Annotated in this window: 20 protein-coding genes and 2 tRNA genes; 3 read left to right on the plus strand and 19 right to left on the minus strand. The window is 48.5% G+C overall.

Annotation, left to right across the window (positions count from 1 at the left end; genetic code table 11):
- Positions 1–10 precede the first annotated feature (10 nt).
- Positions 11–1537: a cation/acetate symporter ActP gene (gene actP, locus THAL_RS03940; RefSeq protein ID WP_012991819.1), complete on the minus strand. Its 1527-nt coding sequence runs from the start codon at positions 1535–1537 to the stop codon at positions 11–13.
- Between the two features lie 3 nt (positions 1538–1540).
- On the minus strand, positions 1541–1846 hold the full coding sequence (locus THAL_RS03945) for a DUF485 domain-containing protein (RefSeq protein WP_012991820.1): 306 nt from the start codon (positions 1844–1846) through the stop codon (positions 1541–1543).
- Positions 1847–2070: 224 nt separating this feature from the next.
- Between THAL_RS03945 and acs the strand changes: the two genes are divergently transcribed.
- Complete coding sequence (acs, locus tag THAL_RS03950) at positions 2071–3963, plus strand: acetate--CoA ligase (RefSeq protein WP_012991821.1); 1893 nt, start codon at positions 2071–2073, stop codon at positions 3961–3963.
- A gap of 81 nt (positions 3964–4044) precedes the next feature.
- Positions 4045–4803, plus strand: a complete 759-nt coding sequence (gene mazG / locus THAL_RS03955) for a nucleoside triphosphate pyrophosphohydrolase (RefSeq protein WP_012991822.1) — start codon at positions 4045–4047, stop codon at positions 4801–4803.
- On the opposite strand, the gene THAL_RS03960 is transcribed toward mazG, so the two are convergent.
- Positions 4727–6013, minus strand: a complete 1287-nt coding sequence (locus THAL_RS03960; protein WP_012991823.1) for an epoxyqueuosine reductase QueH — start codon at positions 6011–6013, stop codon at positions 4727–4729. The two genes, mazG and THAL_RS03960, sit on opposite strands and share 77 nt — an antisense overlap.
- Positions 6010–7470 (minus strand): leucyl aminopeptidase, encoded by a 1461-nt coding sequence (locus THAL_RS03965; protein WP_012991824.1) that lies wholly within the window; start codon positions 7468–7470, stop codon positions 6010–6012. Before THAL_RS03965 ends, THAL_RS03960 begins: the two co-directional genes overlap by 4 nt.
- A 39-nt stretch (positions 7471–7509) precedes the next feature.
- Here THAL_RS03965 and THAL_RS03970 point away from each other — a divergent pair, with 39 nt between their 5' ends.
- On the plus strand, positions 7510–7911 hold the full coding sequence (locus THAL_RS03970; RefSeq protein WP_012991825.1) for a septal ring lytic transglycosylase RlpA family protein: 402 nt from the start codon (positions 7510–7512) through the stop codon (positions 7909–7911).
- On the opposite strand, the gene THAL_RS03975 is transcribed toward THAL_RS03970, so the two are convergent.
- From THAL_RS03975 to THAL_RS04045, 15 genes are all read right to left on the minus strand, one after another.
- A complete protein-coding gene (locus tag THAL_RS03975) occupies positions 7894–8706 on the minus strand; it encodes a radical SAM protein (protein ID WP_012991826.1) in 813 nt (270 codons plus the stop codon). The genes THAL_RS03970 and THAL_RS03975 overlap by 18 nt on opposite strands.
- Positions 8678–9544: a PSP1 domain-containing protein gene (locus THAL_RS03980; protein WP_012991827.1), complete on the minus strand. Its 867-nt coding sequence runs from the start codon at positions 9542–9544 to the stop codon at positions 8678–8680. The genes THAL_RS03975 and THAL_RS03980 overlap by 29 nt, the downstream gene beginning before the upstream one ends.
- The gene (locus THAL_RS03985; protein WP_012991828.1) at positions 9531–10493 is read right to left on the minus strand and encodes a DNA polymerase III subunit; all 963 of its coding nucleotides are present in this window, start codon (positions 10491–10493) and stop codon (positions 9531–9533) included. Before THAL_RS03985 ends, THAL_RS03980 begins: the two co-directional genes overlap by 14 nt.
- The gene (gene accC, locus THAL_RS03990; protein WP_012991829.1) at positions 10490–11827 is read right to left on the minus strand and encodes an acetyl-CoA carboxylase biotin carboxylase subunit; all 1338 of its coding nucleotides are present in this window, start codon (positions 11825–11827) and stop codon (positions 10490–10492) included. The genes THAL_RS03985 and accC overlap by 4 nt, the downstream gene beginning before the upstream one ends.
- A gap of 49 nt (positions 11828–11876) precedes the next feature.
- Positions 11877–12590, minus strand: coding sequence for a 2-oxoacid:ferredoxin oxidoreductase subunit gamma family protein (locus THAL_RS03995; RefSeq protein WP_012991830.1), 714 nt, complete (start codon positions 12588–12590; stop codon positions 11877–11879).
- A complete protein-coding gene (locus tag THAL_RS04000; RefSeq protein WP_012991831.1) occupies positions 12587–13447 on the minus strand; it encodes a thiamine pyrophosphate-dependent enzyme in 861 nt (286 codons plus the stop codon). The genes THAL_RS03995 and THAL_RS04000 overlap by 4 nt, the downstream gene beginning before the upstream one ends.
- 12 nt (positions 13448–13459) lie before the next feature.
- The gene (locus THAL_RS04005) at positions 13460–14662 is read right to left on the minus strand and encodes a transketolase C-terminal domain-containing protein (protein ID WP_012991832.1); all 1203 of its coding nucleotides are present in this window, start codon (positions 14660–14662) and stop codon (positions 13460–13462) included.
- A 39-nt stretch (positions 14663–14701) separates the two neighbouring features.
- On the minus strand, positions 14702–15271 hold the full coding sequence (locus THAL_RS04010; protein ID WP_012991833.1) for a carbon monoxide dehydrogenase beta subunit family protein: 570 nt from the start codon (positions 15269–15271) through the stop codon (positions 14702–14704).
- A 13-nt stretch (positions 15272–15284) separates the two neighbouring features.
- Positions 15285–15515 carry a 4Fe-4S dicluster-binding protein gene (locus tag THAL_RS04015; RefSeq protein WP_012991834.1) on the minus strand — a complete coding sequence of 77 codons (231 nt, stop codon included), beginning with the start codon at positions 15513–15515 and terminating at the stop codon, positions 15285–15287.
- Between the two features lie 65 nt (positions 15516–15580).
- Positions 15581–16918, minus strand: a complete 1338-nt coding sequence (locus THAL_RS04020) for an MATE family efflux transporter (protein WP_012991835.1) — start codon at positions 16916–16918, stop codon at positions 15581–15583.
- Positions 16908–17651, minus strand: a complete 744-nt coding sequence (locus tag THAL_RS04025) for a patatin-like phospholipase family protein (protein ID WP_012991836.1) — start codon at positions 17649–17651, stop codon at positions 16908–16910. The genes THAL_RS04020 and THAL_RS04025 overlap by 11 nt, the downstream gene beginning before the upstream one ends.
- A gap of 14 nt (positions 17652–17665) precedes the next feature.
- Positions 17666–17739: transfer RNA gene (locus tag THAL_RS04030), tRNA-Arg, on the minus strand.
- A gap of 2 nt (positions 17740–17741) precedes the next feature.
- Positions 17742–17814, minus strand: a tRNA-Pro gene (locus THAL_RS04035).
- Positions 17815–17831: 17 nt separating this feature from the next.
- A complete protein-coding gene (locus THAL_RS04040; protein ID WP_012991837.1) occupies positions 17832–18311 on the minus strand; it encodes a thioredoxin family protein in 480 nt (159 codons plus the stop codon).
- Between the two features lies 1 nt (position 18312).
- Positions 18313–21552, minus strand: a complete 3240-nt coding sequence (locus THAL_RS04045) for an efflux RND transporter permease subunit (RefSeq protein WP_012991838.1) — start codon at positions 21550–21552, stop codon at positions 18313–18315.

The following is a 21552-nucleotide window of genomic DNA, read 5'->3' on the forward strand; positions in this document are numbered from 1 at the left end:
CGCAGTACTGTCACTCGGCACCTAAGCCCAATAGCTTACGTACCTTCATCTCCTCGTACTTCTCTTCTGCTTCTTTCTCAGAGGTGAGCAAAGAGACCAACACACCCACCAAGAAGGCTGCAGGCATGGAGATGAGGGCAGGGTTACCCCACGGGAATACAGGCGCAGGGTTTTTGAGAATATCCACCCAGACAGCTTTACTGAGTACTATGAGAACCACCGATAGGGTTAATCCTGTGAGTATACTGGCAACAGCTCCCGCTGTGGTGAACCTCTTCCAGTAGATGGAGAGGACTAAGGCCGGGAAGTTGGCACTGGCCGCTATAGCAAAAGCCAGTCCTACCAAAAAGGCTACGTTCTGTCCTTTGAAGGCTATACCTAAGAGGATGGACACGACACCCAGTAAGAGGACAGCTATCTTAGTCACCTTTATCTCTTCATCTTCCGTAGCCTTACCTCTTTTTAGAACACCCACATACAGATCGTGAGAGAGGGCAGAGGCACCTGCCAGTGTGAGGCCAGCCACCACAGCCAGTATGGTGGCAAAGGCAACCGCTGCTATGAAACCTAAGAAGGGGTTTCCTCCCAGAACCTCAGCCAGCAGTGGCGCAGCCATGTTACCACCTTTGTCCACAGCCAGTATACGGTCCTTACCCACTAGAAGGAGGGCACCAAACCCTATCACGAAAGTGAGTATGTAGAAGTATCCTATGAATCCTGTAGCGTAAAAGACGGATTTACGGGCCTCAGGTGCGTCCGGTACAGTATAGAACCTCATGAGGATGTGGGGAAGGCCGGCGGTCCCAAACATGAGGGCTGTTCCGAGAGAGATGGCATCGAGAGGATCCTTCACAAGACCTCCTGGCTGGAGGAACTTCTCTCCATACTGGGTTTTGACAGCGGAGAACATGCTTTCCGGACTGAACCCGAACTGGGCCAAGGTGAGGAGAGCCAACACAGTAGCTCCTCCCAAGAGAAGAACCGCTTTTATTATCTGGACCCATGTGGTGGCTATCATACCTCCAAACAGGACGTAGACCACCATGAGGGTCCCTACGATGATGACAGAAAGCTCGTAGGGGAAACCAAAGAGAAGCTTTATGAGGTTTCCTGAACCCACCATCTGAGCTATGAGATACAGAATGACCACCGTTAAAGATCCTAAAGCTGATACCGTCTTTATAGGAGTGTACCTGAGTCTATAAGCTACCACGTCTGCAAAGGTGTACTTACCCAAGTTTCTTAGAGGTTCCGCTATGAGGAACATCACTATGGGCCAGCCTACTAAGAAACCTATGGAGTATATGAGACCGTCAAAACCTTTTGTGGCCACCATACCCGCTATACCTAAGAAGGAGGCTGCACTCATATAATCACCTGCCAAAGCAAGTCCATTCTGAAAACCCGATATGCTTCTGCCTGCAGCGTAAAACTCACTGGCTGTCCTGGTTCTCTTGGCGGCCCAGTAGGTGATGATGAGGGTTATGGCCACAAACAAGAAGAAGAATAAAACTGCTACTGTGTTGATACCACCCATGTCTCAACCTCCCACTTTATTTCTCAGTTTTTTTACCGCAGTGTCGTACTCTCTGTTGGCCCAGAAAACATAAGCACCTGTAAGTAACCACGAGAACACTATCACACCTATCCCCAACACTATACCCACCGTGGTGGATGCTCCTTCCCGGATAGGTTGTGACAGAAAAGCTTTGCCATAAGCTATCAGAAGGATGAAACTGTAGTACACTACCAGCATGATGATGGTAAATAAAGCTACCGTAATGGAGACTTTTCTCCTAAGTGATAAAAATTCTTGGTCTCTCAAGACAGCATCCGCGTGTTTCATAGTAATACCTCCTGTGGGTTTAATAGTGTGTGATCTATTTTACATAGTTTTGAAGACTTGTCAAGTTCCTATGCTTTTAAGCATATAAAAATATCCGGAGACGCATTTCGGTTTTTCAAAATAGTATGATTTTTAGCATACCTTTTTGAAAATAGGCCGGTAAAAATTGAAAAAATGTGACGGAAGGTTATAATTTTTGCAAAACACGTTAAGGAGGTCACAGTATGGCGGAGAGAGATGAAGTTCTTCTTAAGGTGCAAGAGAAGTACTATCCGCCGGCCCACATAGTGGAGAGGGCTTGGGTGAAAGATTACGAAAGTCTCTACGCTCAGTCGGTACAAGACAGGGAAGGTTTCTGGGCCAAGGTGGCGGAAGAACTCCATTGGTTCAGAAAGTGGGACAAAGTACTAGACTGGCAGTTTCCTTACGCTCAGTGGTTCGTAGGAGCAAAGACCAACATAAGCTACAACTGTCTTGATAGACATGTCCTTCAGGGGAGAAGAAACAAGGTAGCTTACATATGGGTGGACGAAGACAACAACGAAAGGAAGATCACATACGGAGAGCTTTTAGAACTTGTCAGCAGGATAGCCAACGGTCTTAAGTCCTTAGGTGTAAAGAAAGGAGACAGAGTTTCCATATACATGCCCAACAGCATAGAGGCTGTGGCATGTATGCTGGCATGTGCCAGAATAGGTGCTATCCACAGTGTGGTGTTTGCCGGTTTCAGTGAAGGAGCGTTACGCCTCAGGATAGAAGATGCCAAAGCCAAGGTGGTGATAACGGCATCCTACACCAAAAGGAGGGGTAAGAAGATAGATCTACTGGCCACCGTCAATAGAGCTATAGACGGTCTTTCCTTTGTGGAGAAGGTGATAGTCTGGGACAGAGATGGTGATGCTCTCAACGGCGAAAGCTCCCTCTTTGTAAGCTTTGACAGCTTGGTAAAGGGAGCCTCTCCCCATTGTGAACCGGAGGTAATGGATGCAGAGGATCCCCTCTTTATCCTCTACACTTCTGGAACTACAGGAAAGCCCAAAGGTGTCCTTCACACCACAGGGGGCTACATGGTGGGTACCTACTACACCACCAAGGTGGTTTTTGATCTTCACGAAGATGACGTATACTGGTGTACCGCCGACATAGGCTGGATAACGGGCCACTCTTACATCGTTTACGGTCCCTTAGCTAACGGTGCCACATCCATCATAGTGGAAGGTGCACCCGACTATCCCGATCCAGGAAGATGGTGGAGTTACGTGGAAAAGTACCGCGTCAACATCTTTTACACAGCACCTACCGCCATAAGGATGTTTATGAGATACGGTGAGCAGTGGCCTGCCCAGTATGATCTCTCTTCCCTCAGAGTGCTTGGTTCTGTGGGAGAACCCATAAACCCTGAGGCATGGCACTGGTACTACAAACATATAGGAAGAGAGAGATGCGTGATCGTGGACACTTGGTGGCAGACGGAAACAGGTGCTCACATGATAACCACAGTCCCATCTTATCCTGCAAAGCCCGGCAAGGCAGGTAAACCTTTCTTTACCATAGAAGCCGCGGTGGTGGACAGCTCCGGAAAGGAACTTCCTCCCAACACGGTGGGTAACTTGGTGATAAAAAGTCCCTGGCCTTCCATGTTAAGAACCTGCTGGGGTGAACCGGAAAGATACGAAAAGTACTGGAACACCATACCGGGCTACTACCTGACGGGTGACCTCGCCTCTTATGACGAAGAAGGCTACATAATGATACTGGGAAGGGCTGATGACGTTCTGAACGTGGCAGGGCACAGGATCGGAACCATGGAGGTGGAGAGCGCACTGGTGGACCATCCTGCCGTGGCAGAGGCTGCAGTTATCGGAAAGCCTCACGAAATTAAAGGAGAATCCATAAAAGCCTTTGTGATTCTCAAAAAGGGCTACGAACCTTCGGAAAAGCTCGTTGAGGAGATCAAACAGCACGTGAGGAACGTGCTAGGTGCCATAGCGGTTCCCGACGAAATAGAGTTTGTGGAGAAACTTCCAAAAACAAGAAGTGGAAAGATCATGAGAAGGGTACTCAAGGCTCAGGAGTTGGGTCTCCCTGTGGGAGACATATCCACTCTGGAAGACTAAAAGGATCACCCTTACATCACAGGCCCGGCGTTGTGCCGGGCCAAAGTATCAAAAGGTGGATGGTTCTATTATCATTTTCCTATGAGCCCTCTTGAAGAGCTGCTTAAAACGGTGGAGAGGTTGAGGAGAGACTGCCCGTGGGACAGAAAGCAGACCCACGAGAGCCTCATAAAGTATCTCCTTGAGGAGACTTACGAGCTGGTAGACGCTATCCAGCTGAAGGACGATGCCAAGATGAAGGAGGAACTGGGTGACTTGTTACTGCAGGTGGTGTTCCACGCCCAGATAGCCAGTGAGAGAAAGGCTTTTGATATATGGGAGGTGATAGAGGATCTAAACAGGAAGCTGATAGCGAGACACCCTCACGTCTTTGGTGATGCTTCTGCGGAAGAGGTTCTCAAAAACTGGGAAGAGAACAAGCTTAAGGAGAGGGAAAGTGTGATGGATGGTGTACCGCGTAGCATGCCTGCCCTCATGAGGTCTCAAAAGCTGCAAGACAGAGCCAGTCTCGTAGGGTTTGATTTTGAGAACATACAGCAGGTATGGGACAAACTTCAGGAAGAACTGGAGGAACTCCGTCAAGCTATACAGAACAACGACAGAAAGAATATGGAGCACGAACTGGGTGATGTCCTCACCGCTGTAGTAGAGCTGGCCAGGTTTCTGAAACTGGATGCGGAAACTGCTTTACAGAAAGCCAACGACAGGTTTGAGAACCGATTCAGATACATGGAAAGAAGAGCCCAACAGATGGGTAAGGACCTCAAGAGTATGACGCTGCAAGAGATGGATCTTCTGTGGCTTGAGGCCAAAGAGATGGATCATAAGGAAGAACCTTAACTGTTCTGTCTAACCTCTCTTGCAGAAAGTGAAGGGAGGGAGCTCCAAGGGAGTAAGCTCCCAGTAGCACAAAGGCAACACGTGACGCCACCACAAGCTGTAGATTCTTCTCTATGAGTTCTAGAACGGATGAGAGGTATGGTCCTCTGTTATCCTGTAATGTGTCAGCGGGTATACCTATGAGCTCTTGAGCTTCCGGATCTCCCACCACCAGCACCCTAGAAGTGTCACTGAAAATCTCGGTGGTGAGTTGTACCGTCACCCTCTCCGTCAGTAGCCTCTCTCTCCATTGAGACGGAACACGAAAAGCCGGGTCCGTAAGACCTTTCAACACGGTGATAGGTTCATCTTTGAGGGACTCCGAAAGGATCACCTTAAGACCACCTTTCTGGAAGAATATGACCCTTCCCCTCTCTTCTTGAGCTTCCGTTTTAAGGATTCCTTTTACAGATCTTGAGAAGGGAACCACAAGGGAAGGTATCACCTCCTCCCCTACCTTAATGTAACCCTGAAGAACCCTCCAGTTGAGAAAGCTGAACTCCCACTCTCTACAGGGTAAGGACCTTGTCTCTGCAAAAAGCCTTACTTCCTTAATGAAGAGGGTTTCCTCTTTACTACCCGGCCTTCTACCGCCGAAAGATACAAGGTCCCACTGCACGTCTCCCTTTTTCTGCTGAAAGAGGGCGTAAACACACCCGCAGTAATCTTGGTGGTAAAACTCCATCTCTCGGGACAGTCTGAACATCTCCTGTGTTCCACCACCCTTCCTGTAATCGGGTGCCAGAAACTGCATTCCGTACTGCTGGGCTACTCTAGTTCCCACATAGGAGAGAACCCTCAGGTCCTTTTTAGGACTCATGAGGAGGGTGGTGGTCATGTGGGTAGCGCCTATCTCTTTCCCAAAGACGGCCGTCCTTACAAGGCGCATATCAAAACACACCTTGCACCTTTCTCCTCTTTCTGGCTCCTTCTCCAAGCCCTTTACAGCCATCATCCAGTTTTCTACATCGTACTCTCCCTCGTAGAGGGGTATGCCCAGCTCTTCACATGCTCTTTTGGTTTCCGTGAGGCGTAGCAGATACTCTTCGTAGGGATGGATGTTGGGATCGTAGAAAAAACCCACCAGCTCAGCGGATGGATTGTCCTCCCGTAACCTTTTCAGAAAGTAGATGGCGTCCGGTGCGCAGCAGATATGTACCAGTATCTTCATGAGTACCTCTCCATAATGTACTCTAGGCAGGTTCTGACGCCGAATCCTGTACCACCCTTAGCGTAGTACCCATACTCTTCTTTAGTATAGGCCGGGCCTGCTATATCAAGATGTACCCACTTGATACCCTCATCCACAAATTCTTCCAAAAACATAGCCGCCGTTATGGCACCTCCGTACCGGCCACCTGAGTTGAGGACATCACCTTCTCCTTTCTTGATCTTTTCCCTCAATCTTTTATCATCCATGGGGAGTTTCCACATTCGTTCACCCGTCCTTTTGGACACTTTTAGTATCTCGTCACCGAATTCGTCATCGTTGGTGAAAAGACCGGCAGTGTACTCTCCCAAGGCTACCATACATGCACCGGTCAGGGTAGCCATGTCTATTATCCTACTGGGACGGAGACGTGAGGCATAAGATAGAGCATCTGCCAATGTAACTCTTCCTTCCGCATCTGTGTTGTCTATTTCTATAGTTTTGCCGTTCATAGCTCTTATTATGTCATCGGGCCTGTAGGCTGTACCACTGGGCATGTTTTCGGCAGCACCTATTATGCCGTGGACTTCCACCTGCGGTTTCAGTTGGGCAAGAGCCTTCATTATACCTAAAACGGCGCAGGCACCTGACTTATCCATCTTCATGGTTCTCATGTAATCACCCGTTTTGATGTTGAGTCCACCACTGTCAAAGGTGAGACCTTTACCCACTATGGCTATCCTGTCTTTAGGTTCTCCCTCCGGTCTGTATATGATGTGGATAAAGCGTGGTGGTGTTGCAGACCCTTTGCCCACACTCCACAGGGCCATCATACCCATCTGTTTTATCTCTTCTTCATCGTATATACGACACTCCAAACCGTTTTCCTCTGCCAACTTTTTGGCTATCTCGGCCAACGTCACAGGGTTTATAACATTACCAGGTTCGTTAACCAGATCACGGGCAAAGTTCTGAGCTTGTGCCAGTATATTACCTATCCTCACGCCCTCAGGATCACCCTGGTGGAGATAGATCAACTTTATACCTTCGTATGTATCTTCCTCCTTTTTGGTTTTGTACTTGTCAAAGGAGTAGCTACCCAGCACAGCACCCTCTGTTACCGCTTTGGATACCTCATAGGAAGGCTTATCACCAGCGTACATATAAAGCTCACTCACCTTGTCCTTTTTAGCCCTCTTCACACAGAGAGCAAAGGCTCTGCGCCACTCGTCCTGACCTACCCTGTCCTTTTTCCCTAAACCCGCCACGTACACTATCCTCACCTTCTGTCCATCCACAAGATGGAGTTTTACCACTGTGTCTTCTTTTCCTTTGAACTTCTCCACTTCCAAGATCTTCTTGGCCTGATCTTCCAGATGTTCCAGAAAACTGAGGGATGACCAGTCATCTTCGTAAAGGGCTAAGGCCACAGCTGTATCTACATCTTTAAAATTTCTCTCCGCTATCTCCACTCTCATAACTATGTAGTATAATCCAGAAAAAACAGGAGGTGGGCCATGAAATGGATGGCCTTTCTGGTAATACTGAGTATGGCGCTGGCGGATGAATGTGAGCCCATAAAAGGGTTAGCCTCTTGGTACGGTAAGGAGTTTCACGGTAGAAGGACAGCCAGCGGCGAACTCTTCAACAAGTATAAGTACACGGCAGCCTCTAAAGTGTTTCCAATAGGCTCCTACGTGTTGGTAAGAAACATGAATAACGGGAAGGAGGTGGTGGTGAGAATAAACGATCGTGGTCCTTTGAAAGGGGGTAGGATTCTGGACCTTTCTAAGTCCGCAGCCCATAAGCTAGGTATGGTGGCTCACGGTGTAGCACCTGTTGAGATTATACCGCTGAAGTGTGTTTCCCATAACACCGACACCGATGACCTCATAGGAGATCTACTGAACACCTACTGAATCTCTGTTGATGGTAAGAGTACCACAACCACCTAAAGGATCTCTCCTATAACGGGTGGAGAGGGTGACCCTCACCCCCATACTTCTCAGAAGAAGGAAGGCCTTACTGTACTCCTCTGGTGTAACAGCCTGAAACCCCATTCCGGTGTCGTTGTAGTAGAGGAGGGTGGCGCTAAAGCCCAGCTCTTTAACTAACCTTCCAAAAGCCTTTATCTCCTCCGGAGAGTCGTTTACACCTTTCAGAAGAAGATAAGCCAAGCTTATCTTTCCCTTTTTTCTTTTAGAGATCTTTTTACTGTAATCTTTCAGTAGGGCTATGAGCTCTTCAAGATCTCCCGCATGAGGTAGTAGCTTTTTTCTTAAGGACGGATCTAAAGTGTGTAGAGAGATGGTAACACCTCTGTGAGGAAGATCCAGCAGGGAGGGAAGATGCTTAATAGGGTGGCCGGTAGTATAGAAAGTTACTCCCAAACCTTCCCTCTTAAATCTCTCAAAGGCACCTAGGACATTTCGGTAGTTCATGAGAGGTTCGCCTATACCCGCAAAGGCCACCCTCCTTATAGGAAGGAAGGGTTTGAGAAGGAAGTACTGCATGTATATCTCATCCTCCGATAGATTACGCAGAAGCCCCGCAGACCCAGAAAGACAGAAAGCACAACCCACCGCACATCCCACCTGAGTGGACACACAGAGAGTGTCACCCCTGTAAAAAACCGCCTCTATTCTGCTTCCGTCCTCCAGCTGAAAGAGATACAGTCTGTTGAGCTCACTCCTGAACTCCCGCAAAAGTCTCATTTTCCTTCGCGTTCCTCCTGCAGCAACCACACTCCTTGCAGTGTTTTAAAGCTTTCTCGTAACCAAAAGGCAGAAGTTGACTTATCCTGAAGTCTTCCTTCTTTTCATCTCCCAGCAGCTGTATTCTGTCGTGGAGGGGATCTATGTGTAGTATCTGGTACTCCCTGTTCTGAAGGCATATGGTGGTACCCACCTCCGGTAGTATCTGTCTCACGGCGTAGTTATCCCTCTCATAGGCCAGACAGCACATAAGCCTGCCGCACGGACCTGTAAACTTGTTGGGTGAGAGGGGAAGGTTCTGCTCCTCTATATCCCTAAGGTAAACTGACTCAAAGTTCTCTGTAAAACGCTTACAACAGACCTCCTCACCACAGTTGCCCACCCATCCCATCATCTGTAGAGCGTCTCTGACTCCCACTTGCCTCATCTCTATCCTCTTACGGTACACACGGGCAAGATCTCTAACCAGCTGTCTGAAATCCACCCTCTGTTCCGCCGTGTAGTAGAAGAAAACTCTGGACCCATCTAGAGGTATGTAGGCTTTTAGTAGTTTCATGGCAAGACCATACTCCTTTATCTTACTCCTGCAAAATTTATAGGCCTCCTGAGCCTTAGCTTCGTTCTCCTCAGCCTTCCTCATATCTTCTCTCCCTGCTCTTCTTACAAAACGCACCGCCGAAGGAGCTTCCTCCTTAGAATACCCAAGAACCTTTACCAACTCCTGACCCTTCTCAGAGAGTACTACCAACATATCTCCGTATCGGAAGCCATATTCCTTCAGACCTTCTACGTGGGCTACTTTCCCTGTATCTGGAAACTTTACTTTAAGATATCTCATAGGTATTAGTGTATTCTTGCCCCCTTTGAATGTCAATGCGAAGGGCAACGTAAAACAGAAACACCTGCAAGTTAAGGCCTTTACTCAAGTTCTGTGCCACCAAAGCTATGGTGTCCATCAGGTTCTTGTAGCGAGTGGTCTTCTCTTCCACACTCTTCGTGTGTATCAGTGCTTCTAGAATACGTAGGAGTGAAACCTTGTCCTGAAGCTCCATCTCTTCTATCTCTTGGGCCACTTGGTAAATCTCCATGAAGTTTCCAGACAGAATCTTCTGAGCCATCTGGAGGATCTCAGGTCTTTCCTTAAGATAGTTGAGGTAACCTAGGCTACCATCCGCCAAAGACAGAAGGAGAGGGTCTTTTATACCTGACAAAGTGGCCAGTTCTTCCTGCGTATAAGGAGGTACTTCCAGAAGAAAACACCTGGACTTTACGGTAGGAAGTATATTCTGGAGATTGTGGGTTACAAGAAGGAAGTGGGTATCGGCAGGTGGTTCTTCCAAAAGCTTCAGAAAAGCGTTCTGAGCGTAAACATTCATAGCTTCCGCTGGCTTCACCAAGACCACTTTCTTACGAGACATAGCAGGTGTAAGAAGAGTAAAATCCTTCACACCCCTTATCTGATCCACCTTTATCTCCGCCTTTTCCGGTTTAAGGTAAACAAAGTCAGGATGATCTCCCTGCAGATAGAGGTAAACTTTCTTACCTGAGTCTGACTCTCCATAAACCTTCTTACTCTCATCATCCTTTTTGAGGAAGTCATCCATAAGATGGCAGGAGGCACACTCCCCACAGGGAGGATATGATCTGCGCAGGCACAGTAGAGCCTTAGCCAACTCAAAGGCCATATAAGCCTTACCCACACCCTCCTTTCCGTAGAAGATGATGGCTGACGGAACTCTTCCCCTCTTGTACATCTTCTCCAGAAAGGAGCGTAGTTTCTCCCTCATATCATGAGTTCTTCCACAAATCTCACGTGATGTCTTCCTTCCCTGAACTCTCTGGTGGCAACAACCCTCTTATGAAACTCCACATTAGTCTTGAGCCCCTTACCTGTTATGACAAGTTCTTCCAGTGCCCTTCTTCCTCTCATGATAGCCTCTTCCCTGTCCTTGCCCCACACCACCAACTTAAGAAGCAGTGAATCGTAATAGGGTGGCACTGTATAACCGCAGTAAACATGAGTGTCTACCCTAATGCCAGGACCTCCCGGTAGATAAAGGGTCTCCACTGTGCCGGGAGAAGGCATAAAGGTGTTGGGATCCTCCGCGTTTATTCTAAACTCTATGGCGTACCCCCTGTTTTCCACCTCACCCAGTTTCAGTTTTTCTCCTTCCGCTATCTTTATCTGCCACTTGACGATGTCTATGCCCGTTACCATCTCGGTAACAGGATGCTCCACCTGTATCCTCCCGTTCATCTCCATAAAGTAAAAGTTGCCGTCCTGGTCCATTAAAAACTCCACTGTACCTGCCCCTACGTATCCCAGTGCCTTACAGAACTCTGTAACACCCTCCTCCAGTATCTTACGTTGTTGGTCCGTTATGCTGACACTAGGTGCTTCCTCCACCAGTTTTTGGTACCTGCGCTGTATGGAACACTCTCTTTCTCCTAAACACACCACATTGCCATAACGATCTGCCAATACCTGTACTTCTATGTGCTTAGGATTTATGAGGTACTTCTCTATGTACACCCTGTTGTCCCCGAAGGCTACTTGGGCCTCTTGCATAGCTAATGGCAGTTTCTCCCTCAACTCCCTCTCGTTGTGAACTACTCTTATACCCCTACCACCGCCTCCTCCCGCCGCCTTTATAACCACAGGGTATCCTATACTGTTAGCTATCTCCACCGCCTTTTTGAAGTCTACAGGCCCATCGCTGCCCGGTAGTAAAGGCAAACCCACCTTTTTGGCCAACTCCCTTGCCTTCACTTTATCCCCTATAAGCTCCAGTACGTGGGGAGGAGGTCCTATGAAAACACGTTTGCTGGCATTTACCACTTCTGCAAACTTGGGATTCTCCGACAGGAATCCGTAACCTGGATGAACAGCGTCCGCACCGGACACCTCTAAGGCGGACATTATTCTAGGTATGTCCAGATAGCTTTTGGAAGCTTCCGGAGGACCTATGCATATGCTTCTGTGGGAAAGTTTGACGTGCATGGAGTCTTTGTCCGCCTCCGAGTAAACGCTGACGGTGTGTATTCCCAACTCCCTGCACGCTCTTATGACCCTTACCGCTATCTCTCCTCTGTTGGCTATGAGAACGGATCGTATGCCCATGAAGGATAATTTTAAAGGGAGAGGGAAGCCTTGAGGCTTCCCCTTAAGTTCAAACGAGGACTTTTTTGGGAGGTGGTGGGAGGAATGGCTCAAGACCTTGCTCTTGAGCCCACCTTCTGGCTAGTTCGTAAGCAGCTTTGGCGGTGTTAAGGTTCTTCTCTATAAGCTCCAGTTTCTTTTTAAACTTCCTCTCCAGCGCTGAGTCCAGAGAAGCTGTACCACCTGATGCTACAAACTTCTTGAGGAATCTGGACTTTATACCCTCCTCTATAGCCTCCAGTCCAACAACTCCTATGGCTCCAAAGAGGGCACCTATCATGGCCATGTTGGTAGCCAGCTCTGTCCCCGCTATGTCTATCGCAAACTTGGTGGCGTTAAAGTTCAGCACCTTGACATCTAAGGCCTGCAGTCTCTCCTTATCTTCGTCAGTGAGTAGATCCTCGTCGGAGTTTATGATAATAAGACCGTTCTTCTTTATTCCTGAGTAGAAAGGCATGGTGTAAGACTTGCCCATAGTGATGACCTGAGGGTGGAACACCATTATGATGTCGGGATACACCACCTCACCTCTGTCAAAGATAGGCTCAACCCCTATACGGGCATAACTTTCGGCAGGTGCCATTCTTTTCTCAGCACCAAAGAAAGGGTTTGAAACGGCGTAGTAACCTTCGTAATCAGCAGCCGTGGCTATTATATGGGCTGCGGTAACCGCTCCCTGTCCACCCAAAGCTGGCATACGTATGTTGAGACGCTTCCTCATCATATCAGACCCTCCTCTTTCTTCCTGTTTATGACCTCTTCCGCCTGAGGTGTCATGTACTCGAAGAAGGCAAAGCGCTCCTTATCCCTTGCTCTCATCTCCTCAAGACCGTCGTCGGAGTTGAGACCTATCTCCAGTATACAGGGCGTGTAAAGGTGTACATAGGTGGGTCCCACCTCTCTGGCCACGTAGATGGCCTTCTTTATAACCTGTTCCACCCTCTTGGGAGAAGAGACGGTGAGACGTGCCACATAGTGGCATCCTGAGTCTATGGCCAACTGCCACATGGGCACTTTGTCCCACTGCTTTCCTTTGGGCGCCATCTTAAAGACGTGGCCCTTCACGGTAGAACCGCTCTCCTGACCTCCTGTATTGGCATAGACCTCGTTATCAAAACATATGGTGGTGATCTTCTCTTGACGGAAGAAGGACTGAAGGGTACAGTCAAGACCTATGTCTATGGTAGCTCCGTCACCGGCCAGTACCACCACATCTTTGACCTTGTCAGGGAACCTCCACTCCAGCACCCGCTTTATACCGGAAGCTACCGCGTTTTGGTTGCCAAAGAGGGAGTGCACCGTGTGGAGAGCTATGTGGGGGAATACCAGAGATGTGCATCCAGTAGAGTTCACTATGATGGTGTCCTCCGGATTTGGTAAGGATGCCAGTATGTAACGGAGAGCTGCAGATTCCGGACAACCCGCACAGAGAGAGTGTTCTTCTATGAGCTCCTTGGCGTACGGAAGATCCATAACACCCCTCTTAGGGTTGCCCCACGTAGCTTTAAACTGCAGGTCTTTTATCTCTTGGGGCATAACATCCAAGAACTCTTCGTTTATCTCATACACTTTAAAAGACATACCACTACCTCCTTACTTTATTATCACTTCCTTACCCAGAAATCTGAGCACTTCCTTCACCACAAACTCAGGAGGCATGGTCATACCACCGGCCACTCTTGGAGCACCTATTATCTCCGCATCGGAATGTTTGTAAAGGTATCTTCTTACCTCTCTTTCCAACCAGCCAACCACGTTGAACTCAGGTACGAAGATATAGCGGGCGTTCTTAACCGCTTGTCTGAGCTCCTCTATGGGGAAAGGTCTTATGGTCTTGAGCTTTACCACCCTCGCTTTTATACCTTCCTCGTCCTGGAGTATTCTGACAGCTTCCTTTGCTTGTGCTGCAGCCGTACCGCAGGCCACAAAGACGATATCAGCCTCAGGATCTCCGAACTCCTCTATGAGCCCTCTCAGATAGTGCTTGGCGTAAGGTCTGGACCTCTCTATGGCAGCTCTTACCTCCCACTGCCAGCTGGCGTGGGTGGCATAGGATATGTAGTTGGACTTCATAACGAATGGGTCCCTCAGGAACCTACCCGGAGGAACCTCCGCGTCTATCACCGGCATGGGAGCTCTGTAAGGGTTATAGGGTGGGAGAGCTATGTCGTCGGGTGGTAACATAACCGCTTCCCTGGTGTGGGATACAAAGAAGCCATCCACCACCGTTATGAGAGGTACGTGAACGTCAGGCTGTTCGGCCACCACGAAACCTGCCAAGATCATGTCAAAGAGGTCCTGAGCGTTTTCTGCATACCATATCATGCAGCCTGTATCTAGAAGAAAGCCTACTTCCAGATTATCGGGTTGTATGCTAAGGGGAGAGTTCACACCTCTGGCCATAAGTACCAACTGTACAGGTATTCTGGTACCAGCCCACATGGGAAAGTTTTCGAAAGCTCTCAGGGTTCCCGGTCCGGAAGTGGTGGTTATGGTACGTGCACCTGCCATTGCGCATCCCGCTATGGCTGACATGACACCGAACTCTGACTCACCTCTGAAATACACACCCACGTAGCCTTCCACCCACAGTTCACCGATAAGGTGAGCCGCCTCCGACTGAGGAGTTATAGGATAAGACACGGAAGCGTCCACCGAGGCTCTTTTGACGGCTTCCTTAACCGCCTCGGAACCCGTCATAAAATGCTTTGTTCTAGGTGCTTCAAAGAGAAGATAGTCGGGTGATACCACCCTCTGTCCTGCTCTGTTGTATTGGATCTGCTCTGTTGTTTGCATAACACCACCTCCTTGGTAGTTTTTAAATATAACTCCTCATCACTTCCCTAACTCTCTTCTTACCTCTTGGGCTATCCTTATGAATTTCTCCATTTCTTCCACATGCTGGTCCCTTAAGGTAATCATGGCGTCCTCGTGACCCGCCATACCACACATGGCTATGGTAAAGCAGTCTGTTTCTGCTCTTATTATCTTGAGGGCCACGTTGGCATAGTGACAGTGAACACCCACAAATATACAGGCTTTTATCTTGTTGTGCCATATGGTGAGGTTAGGATGGTTGGGATTTATCTCTATCTCCGGGTTTATTTTGGGATACTTAGGTCTATAATCATACATGGGAATTATCTTGGCATTCAGGACTTCAGCCATCTTCTTTACCAACTTGGCTTTCTGCTTTGCCTCTTCGTTCCATGCGTACAACACCTGAGGACCTGGGAATATGGTGGCGTTGGGAAGTGTGAGCATCGCCTTAGCCGCTTCTCGCATAGCTATCTCTTCATCCACTATCTCGTTGAACATAAGGGCCTTTCCTGGCGGAGGGTTAAGGACACCCTCATAAACGGCTACCGGATAAGGTGAAAATCCGGATGGTCCAAGTGTAGCCATATCTTACCTCCTTTCACTTACTGGCGTGTACTTCAGGCATAATCATGTGGATGGCGTTCCTCTTCAGGAGGTCTGAACACACGTAAACACACAGAGCGCAACCCTTACACCTCTCTTGGACCACGTAGGCGTGATGTTCCTCATCGGTGTACATGAGGGTGTTGGGCTCAGGGCAAAATAGGGTACACTGCTTGCAGTTGTACTTACTGCATTCGTCGTTTATCACCTCCGCCACATAGTACATTCCACAGCCTCCTCCGTAAGTTAGTTCAAAGGGGAGTTATAAAGATATGACGATAACCTGAACTGTCAAGCATATTTTCTCATAATACTTCTGTAGCTGAGGTAAAAGATAAGCGCCCTTGCGGTGGTCTCAAAGCTCATAAAGAACCAGGGTACCAAAGGAGATGGGACTTTCTGCAACAGAAGGTAAGAGGGTATTATACGGAAGAGCCAGAAAGAGCTCAGGTTCACCCACAGAGGAACGTGGGTTTTCCCCATTCCCTTAAGGGCACCGGAGTAAACACTAGCATAGGCCATCTGTGGTTGGGAGAAGGCAACCAGAGTAAGGTAGTACACCGCTAACCTAAGAACTTCTCCATCCTTAGTGAAGAAACCGGCCAGCATCTTGGAAAAGATCACCAGAAAAAGTCCTGCAGTTGCCATAAGGCCAGCCGTAAGATGAGCGGTTGTGCTAACAGCGTAGTGTAGACCAGCGTAGTTTCTGGCTCCCCAGTTTTGCCCTGCTATGGTGACGGTACCCACCATGAAACCAAAACCCAACATGAAGGATAGACTCTCCACCCTTAGACCTATCTGGTGAGCGGCGAGAACTTTATCACCTAAGTGAGCTAACATCCCCACAAAGACGTTGAAGGAGAAACTGCTCACCGCACGCTCCACCGCTGTGGGGAAACCTATCCGAAGGAAACTTAGGAGCACGCTTTTGTCCCAACACCACCTTATGGGAAAAGGCTTTCTGTACCTTACATACAGAAAGAGGTAAACTGCCAAACCCACCAGCTCGGAGATAGCTACCCCCCATCCTGCTCCGGCCACTCCCAAGGATGGAAACCCAGCCTTACCGTATATGAGAAGGTAAGAGAGGGTGATGTTAACTATGTTCATAATGAGGGCTACCCTTAAGGGTGTTTTAGTATCGCCGTAGCCGTTGTAAGCAGCATAGATGGTGTTGGTGGCAAAGCCTACCGATATCAACAGGAATATAGGTTCGAGATAGATGCGGGCAACGTGGGCTACCTGAGGTGAAGCTCCTAAGAGTTTCATGAGAAGCGACACCCACTTAGCTCCCCAGATGGTAAGAGGGAAGGCTACCAAGGTGGATATCACCAAACCCCACAGGAGGGGTGGTGATGGATCTTTACCAGCTCCTACCCTCTGGGCCACCAGCACTGATGTGCCTGTGTAAGCAAGAGCCATGAGAGAGTACACGAACCAAAGCATACTGGCCGCATATCCTACACCTGCCACGGCTGTTGTAGATATACCAGATACCAAGAATATGGAGAAGGTGGTCTCTACTACGTACAGCAGATTGGACAACACTACAGGCAGAGAGAGGCGTAGGATTTTTTTGAGGACCTCCTTACGTCCTTCCTGAGGATCTACCAAAAGCTCAGCTCGCATAATCCTTAAGTTTCTCCATAGCTTTGGTATAACCCAGCATGTATATCTCGTCCACTTTTCTTATATCGTAAAGGGGGTATCCCTGAAGATCTGGCTCTATCACTATATGACACACTTCTTTACGTTTGTCGGTGTTGGAACGTACCGAAAGAAAGAAACTTCTTAAGAGAATCTGTATCACGTTCCTGGGCTTTCCGGAGAACTTCAGGGGGTTTACATCCACAGCCACCAGTGTACCTTTTCCTACAAAAGGTTCTACTGGTAGGTTGTTGGTGATACCACCGTCCACCAAATAGTAGTGGCGATACCTCATAGGCTCGAAGATACCGGGTAAAGCGCAGCTTCCCAAAAGGGGAGGTATGAGTTCTCCCGAAGAGAAGTAAAGGGTACTACCTGTGTTTATATCAAGGGCACACACCACCAAGGGTGTGGAGAGAGCCTCAAAGGTATCTACCCCAAGGGTTTTCCTTAAGAAAACTTCCGCTTTCCTAAGGGAAAAGAGGCCGTACCTTGGTATGTGAGGACGTATGTAACTCACCCACTCTCTGTCCTTTATCAGTTTTAGCATCTCTTTAGGAGAGTATCCTGCACAGTGGTAAGCTCCCACCAATGCCCCTGCACTTACACCACTCACACCTTTTATCCGAAAACCTAGTTCCTGTAAAGCCTTCAGAACGCCTATGTGGGCAACACCCCTGATGGCACCACCCGAGAGTATCAGATATACTTCCATGGTTTTTCCTTTAACGTGCCCGGGGGGATTCGAACCCCCGACCTTGGGCTTCGGAGACCCACGCTCTTTCCCGCTGAGCTACGGGCACTGTCGGGGCGACGGGACTTGAACCCGCGACCTCCGGCTCCCGAAGCCGGCGCGCTTCCACCTGCGCTACACCCCGTAAGACGAAAAAGTATATTACGAGAGACAGTTCCTCTGACGCAGATAACGATTAACGTCCGTCTTTCTATACTCACCTTCCTTAATGTACTCCACTACGCATGCAAGAGTCTTGGGTGGTACATACCCAGGCAGCTGAAGAAGAATATCCCCCTCTCTGTTATAGAAGACTATGTAAGGGAAAGCTCTCACTCCCAACGCCCTTACCAGATCCTCCTCCGTAGTTTTACCCTCCTTACCGCTCAGCTTGTAAACAACAGGAGCGTTACTCTCCGCAGTTACCTTGAACACATCTATGCCTTGTAAGGATTTGGTGAGGAGGGGATCCGTTTTTAAATCCTTATCTAACTGCTTGCAGTATATACAGCTTTCGCTCTCCACTATAAGCATCGCGTAAGAAGAAGATGGAACCAGGTTCTTCTCCTGATAGCTTACAGTTTCTCTCTTGGAACAAGCAGTAAGCACTAGCAGCATGAGGGTCAGTATCCATTTTCTCATGTTACTTAAGTATATCCCTCTGCACCTCTTCGGGGGAGGGCAAAACAGTGAGCTTTTTCACCTTAGAGGCATAGTAGAGAACGGGGATAAGTACCAGAGTTAGAGTGGTGGAGCCTATGGTACCGAATATGAGGGATATGGCAAGACCGTTGAAGATGGGGTCAAAGAGGATCACAAAGGCTCCCACAACAACCGCTATGGCGGTGAGGAGTATGGGTCTTGTCCTTATCACACCAGCTTCCACCACTGCCAGGTGAGGAGGTACACCGTCCTTTATCCTCTCCTCTGCAAAGTCCACCAATAGGATAGAGTTACGCACTATTATTCCCGCGAGGGCGATAAAACCTATCATGGATGTAGCCGTGAAGAAGGAGTTCAGTATTAGGTGTCCCGGTATTATACCTACTAAGGTGAGGGGTATGGGTGCCATTATGATACCTGGTATACGAAAATCTTTGAACCAGCCTAATATGAGTACATACATTACAAAGAGGGCAACGGCAAAGGCTATACCCAGATCCCTGAACACTTCCAGGGTTATGTGCATTTCTCCATCCCACTTTACGTAAACTCTGTCTTCCAGAAGGGGCAGGGACATCCAAAGTTCTCCTATCTTTCCGTAAGGATTGGGGATACTGAGAACCTTGTCCCTTACGTCCAGTATGCCGTAGAAGGGTGCCTCCTCCCTTCCTGCTACATCACCTATCACGTAGATCACCCTTCTGAGGTTCTTGTGGTATATGGTGGTAGGTGCCGGAGTTTCTTGGATATCCACCAGCTCCGACAGAGGCACCAACCTTCCATCCTTTGTAGGTATCTTAAGGGTTTTGAGAATATCAGGATTTCTATACTTTTCATCCAACCTGATCACTATGGGGACGTGCTCCGTATCTGTGTTTTGGATTATACCTGCTTGGTAACCCCCTATCAAGGCTCTCATGGTAAGTACCAGCTCTTCCTTAGATATACCTGCTTGTTTCAGCTTGTCTTCCTTGGCTACAAGAGTTATCATGGGGTGTGGATCTTCCAGATATATACCTTCGTCGGTTATGGAGGGTGAGTCTTTGAAGATCTTTAGGATCTGGCGAGCTACCTGTTCTTGCACTTTCAAATCTGGGCCGTAGACTTCGGCCACTATAGGAGACAGTACGGGAGGGCCGGGTGGCACTTCCACCACCGCAACGTACTTGACACCGTATTTCTGAGCTATCTGGTGTACCACAGGCCTTATTCTTTTAGCAAAGTCGTGGGACTGTTCTTTCCTATGATGTTTGTCCACAAGATTTACCTGTATGTCGGCCATGTGGGGAGCTTGTCGGAGGTAGTAATGTCTCACCAGTCCGTTGAAGTTGAAGGGTGATGAAGTCCCTACGTATATCTCATAGTCGGTAACTATGTTCTGACGTGCTATGTAGTCGGCTATAGCTTTAGCCACTTCCAATGTTTTTTCTTTGGGTGTGCCTTCAGGCATATCCATCACTATCTGTAACTCACTCTTGTTGTCGTAAGGGAGCATCTTCACTACCACCACTTTTGTGACAAGGAGCATTACAGAGAGCCCCATAAGGCCCAAGGTGAAGGCATAAAAGGCGTAGCGTTTTTTCTTACTGGTAAGAAGAGGTACCATCAGACGGGCGTAAAGCTTCCAAAAAAGGGTTTCCTTTATGTTAATTTCTTGGTGGTGTTTTTTATCAAACTCTTTGGAAAGTAACATGTAAGAAGCCCAAGGTGTTATTATGAAGGCCACCAGCAAGGAGAAGAACATGGCCACTGAAGCGTTGATGGGTATAGGCCTCATGTAAGGACCCATGAGACCAGATACGAAAGCCATAGGCATCAGAGCTGCGATCACGGTAAATGTGGCCAGTATGGTAGGGTTACCTACCTCATCTGTAGCTCTCACTATGGCCTCTCTGGGTGTTTTTGCCAGTTTCAACTCAAACCAACGGTGAATGTTCTCCACCACTACTATAGCGTCATCCACCAGTATACCTATGGCGAATATGAGGGCAAAGAGGGTAACCCTGTTGAGGGTAAAACCATACATCTCGCTTAGGAAGAGTGCGATGGCCAGTGTAACGGGTACCGCTATTCCCACCACGACCGCCTCTCTAACACCGAGGGCCACAGCTATGAGAAGTATGACGGAGAAGGTGGCTATAAAGAGGTGTTCCAACAGCTCGTCTGCTTTCTCTTTGGCGGTCTCACCGTAGTTACGGGTAACCGTCACGTTAAGATCAGAGGGTATAACCTTTCCCTTAAGGTGATCTACCAGCTTAAGGACCTCGTTGGCAACATCTACAGCGTTGGTACCTTTCCGCTTGGAGATGGCTAAGGTGACAGCAGGATAAAGCTCACCGGGTTTTACATCCTTTATACCTTTTTCCTCCGCTGAAGGACCAAAACCTATCAGTACGTAATCTTTTATTTCGGAAGGACCATACTCTACGGTGGCTACATCCTTCAGATACAGAGGCCTCCCGTTAAAGATACCTAGGATGATGTTTTCTACATCCTCTTTGGACTGAAGAAAGTTGCCTGTCCTCAGTAAAAACACCTTATCGGCACGCAGGAGATCTCCGCTCAACATCTGAGCATTGGCACTTTTGAGCACCTGTGCTACGTAAAGGGGGGATATACGGTAGGCTTCAAGACGTTGTGGATCTAAGATAACACGCATCTCCCGTGGCCTTCCACCTACTATGAACACGTCGGCCACGTTGCTAACCTTTTTAATCTCGTTCTCTAGGGTAGCAGCCACTCTCCTGAGACTGTACCAGTCGTAGTTTTTGCCCCATAGGGTAAGGGTGAGGATGGGAACGTCGTCTATAGACTTAGGCTTGACGAGGGGAGGTAGTATCACACCAGGTGGAGCAAGGTCCAAGGCAGACATCATTTTGGTGTTGAGATCCACCAGCGCTTTTACAGGATCCGTGCCTACATAGAAGCGAGCCGTTACTATGGCCTGCCCTTCCATGGAGGCGGAGTATATGTACTCTATGTCCTTAAGTTCCCAAAGTTTTTTCTCCAGCGGGAAGACTACCCTCTTTTCTATCTCCTCAGGGGTGGCACCGGGATAGGATATCATTATGTCTATCATAGGTACTACTATCTGAGGTTCTTCTTCCTTAGGTGTGGTAACTATGGCAAACAGTCCGAGAGCAAGAGAAACGATTACCAGTATGGGGGTCAACTTGGAGTCTATAAAGTAGTTGGCCAGCCTTCCCGCAATACCGTACAT

The sequence above is a fragment of the Thermocrinis albus DSM 14484 genome (assembly GCF_000025605.1).
Lineage (GTDB): Bacteria > Aquificota > Aquificia > Aquificales > Aquificaceae > Thermocrinis > Thermocrinis albus.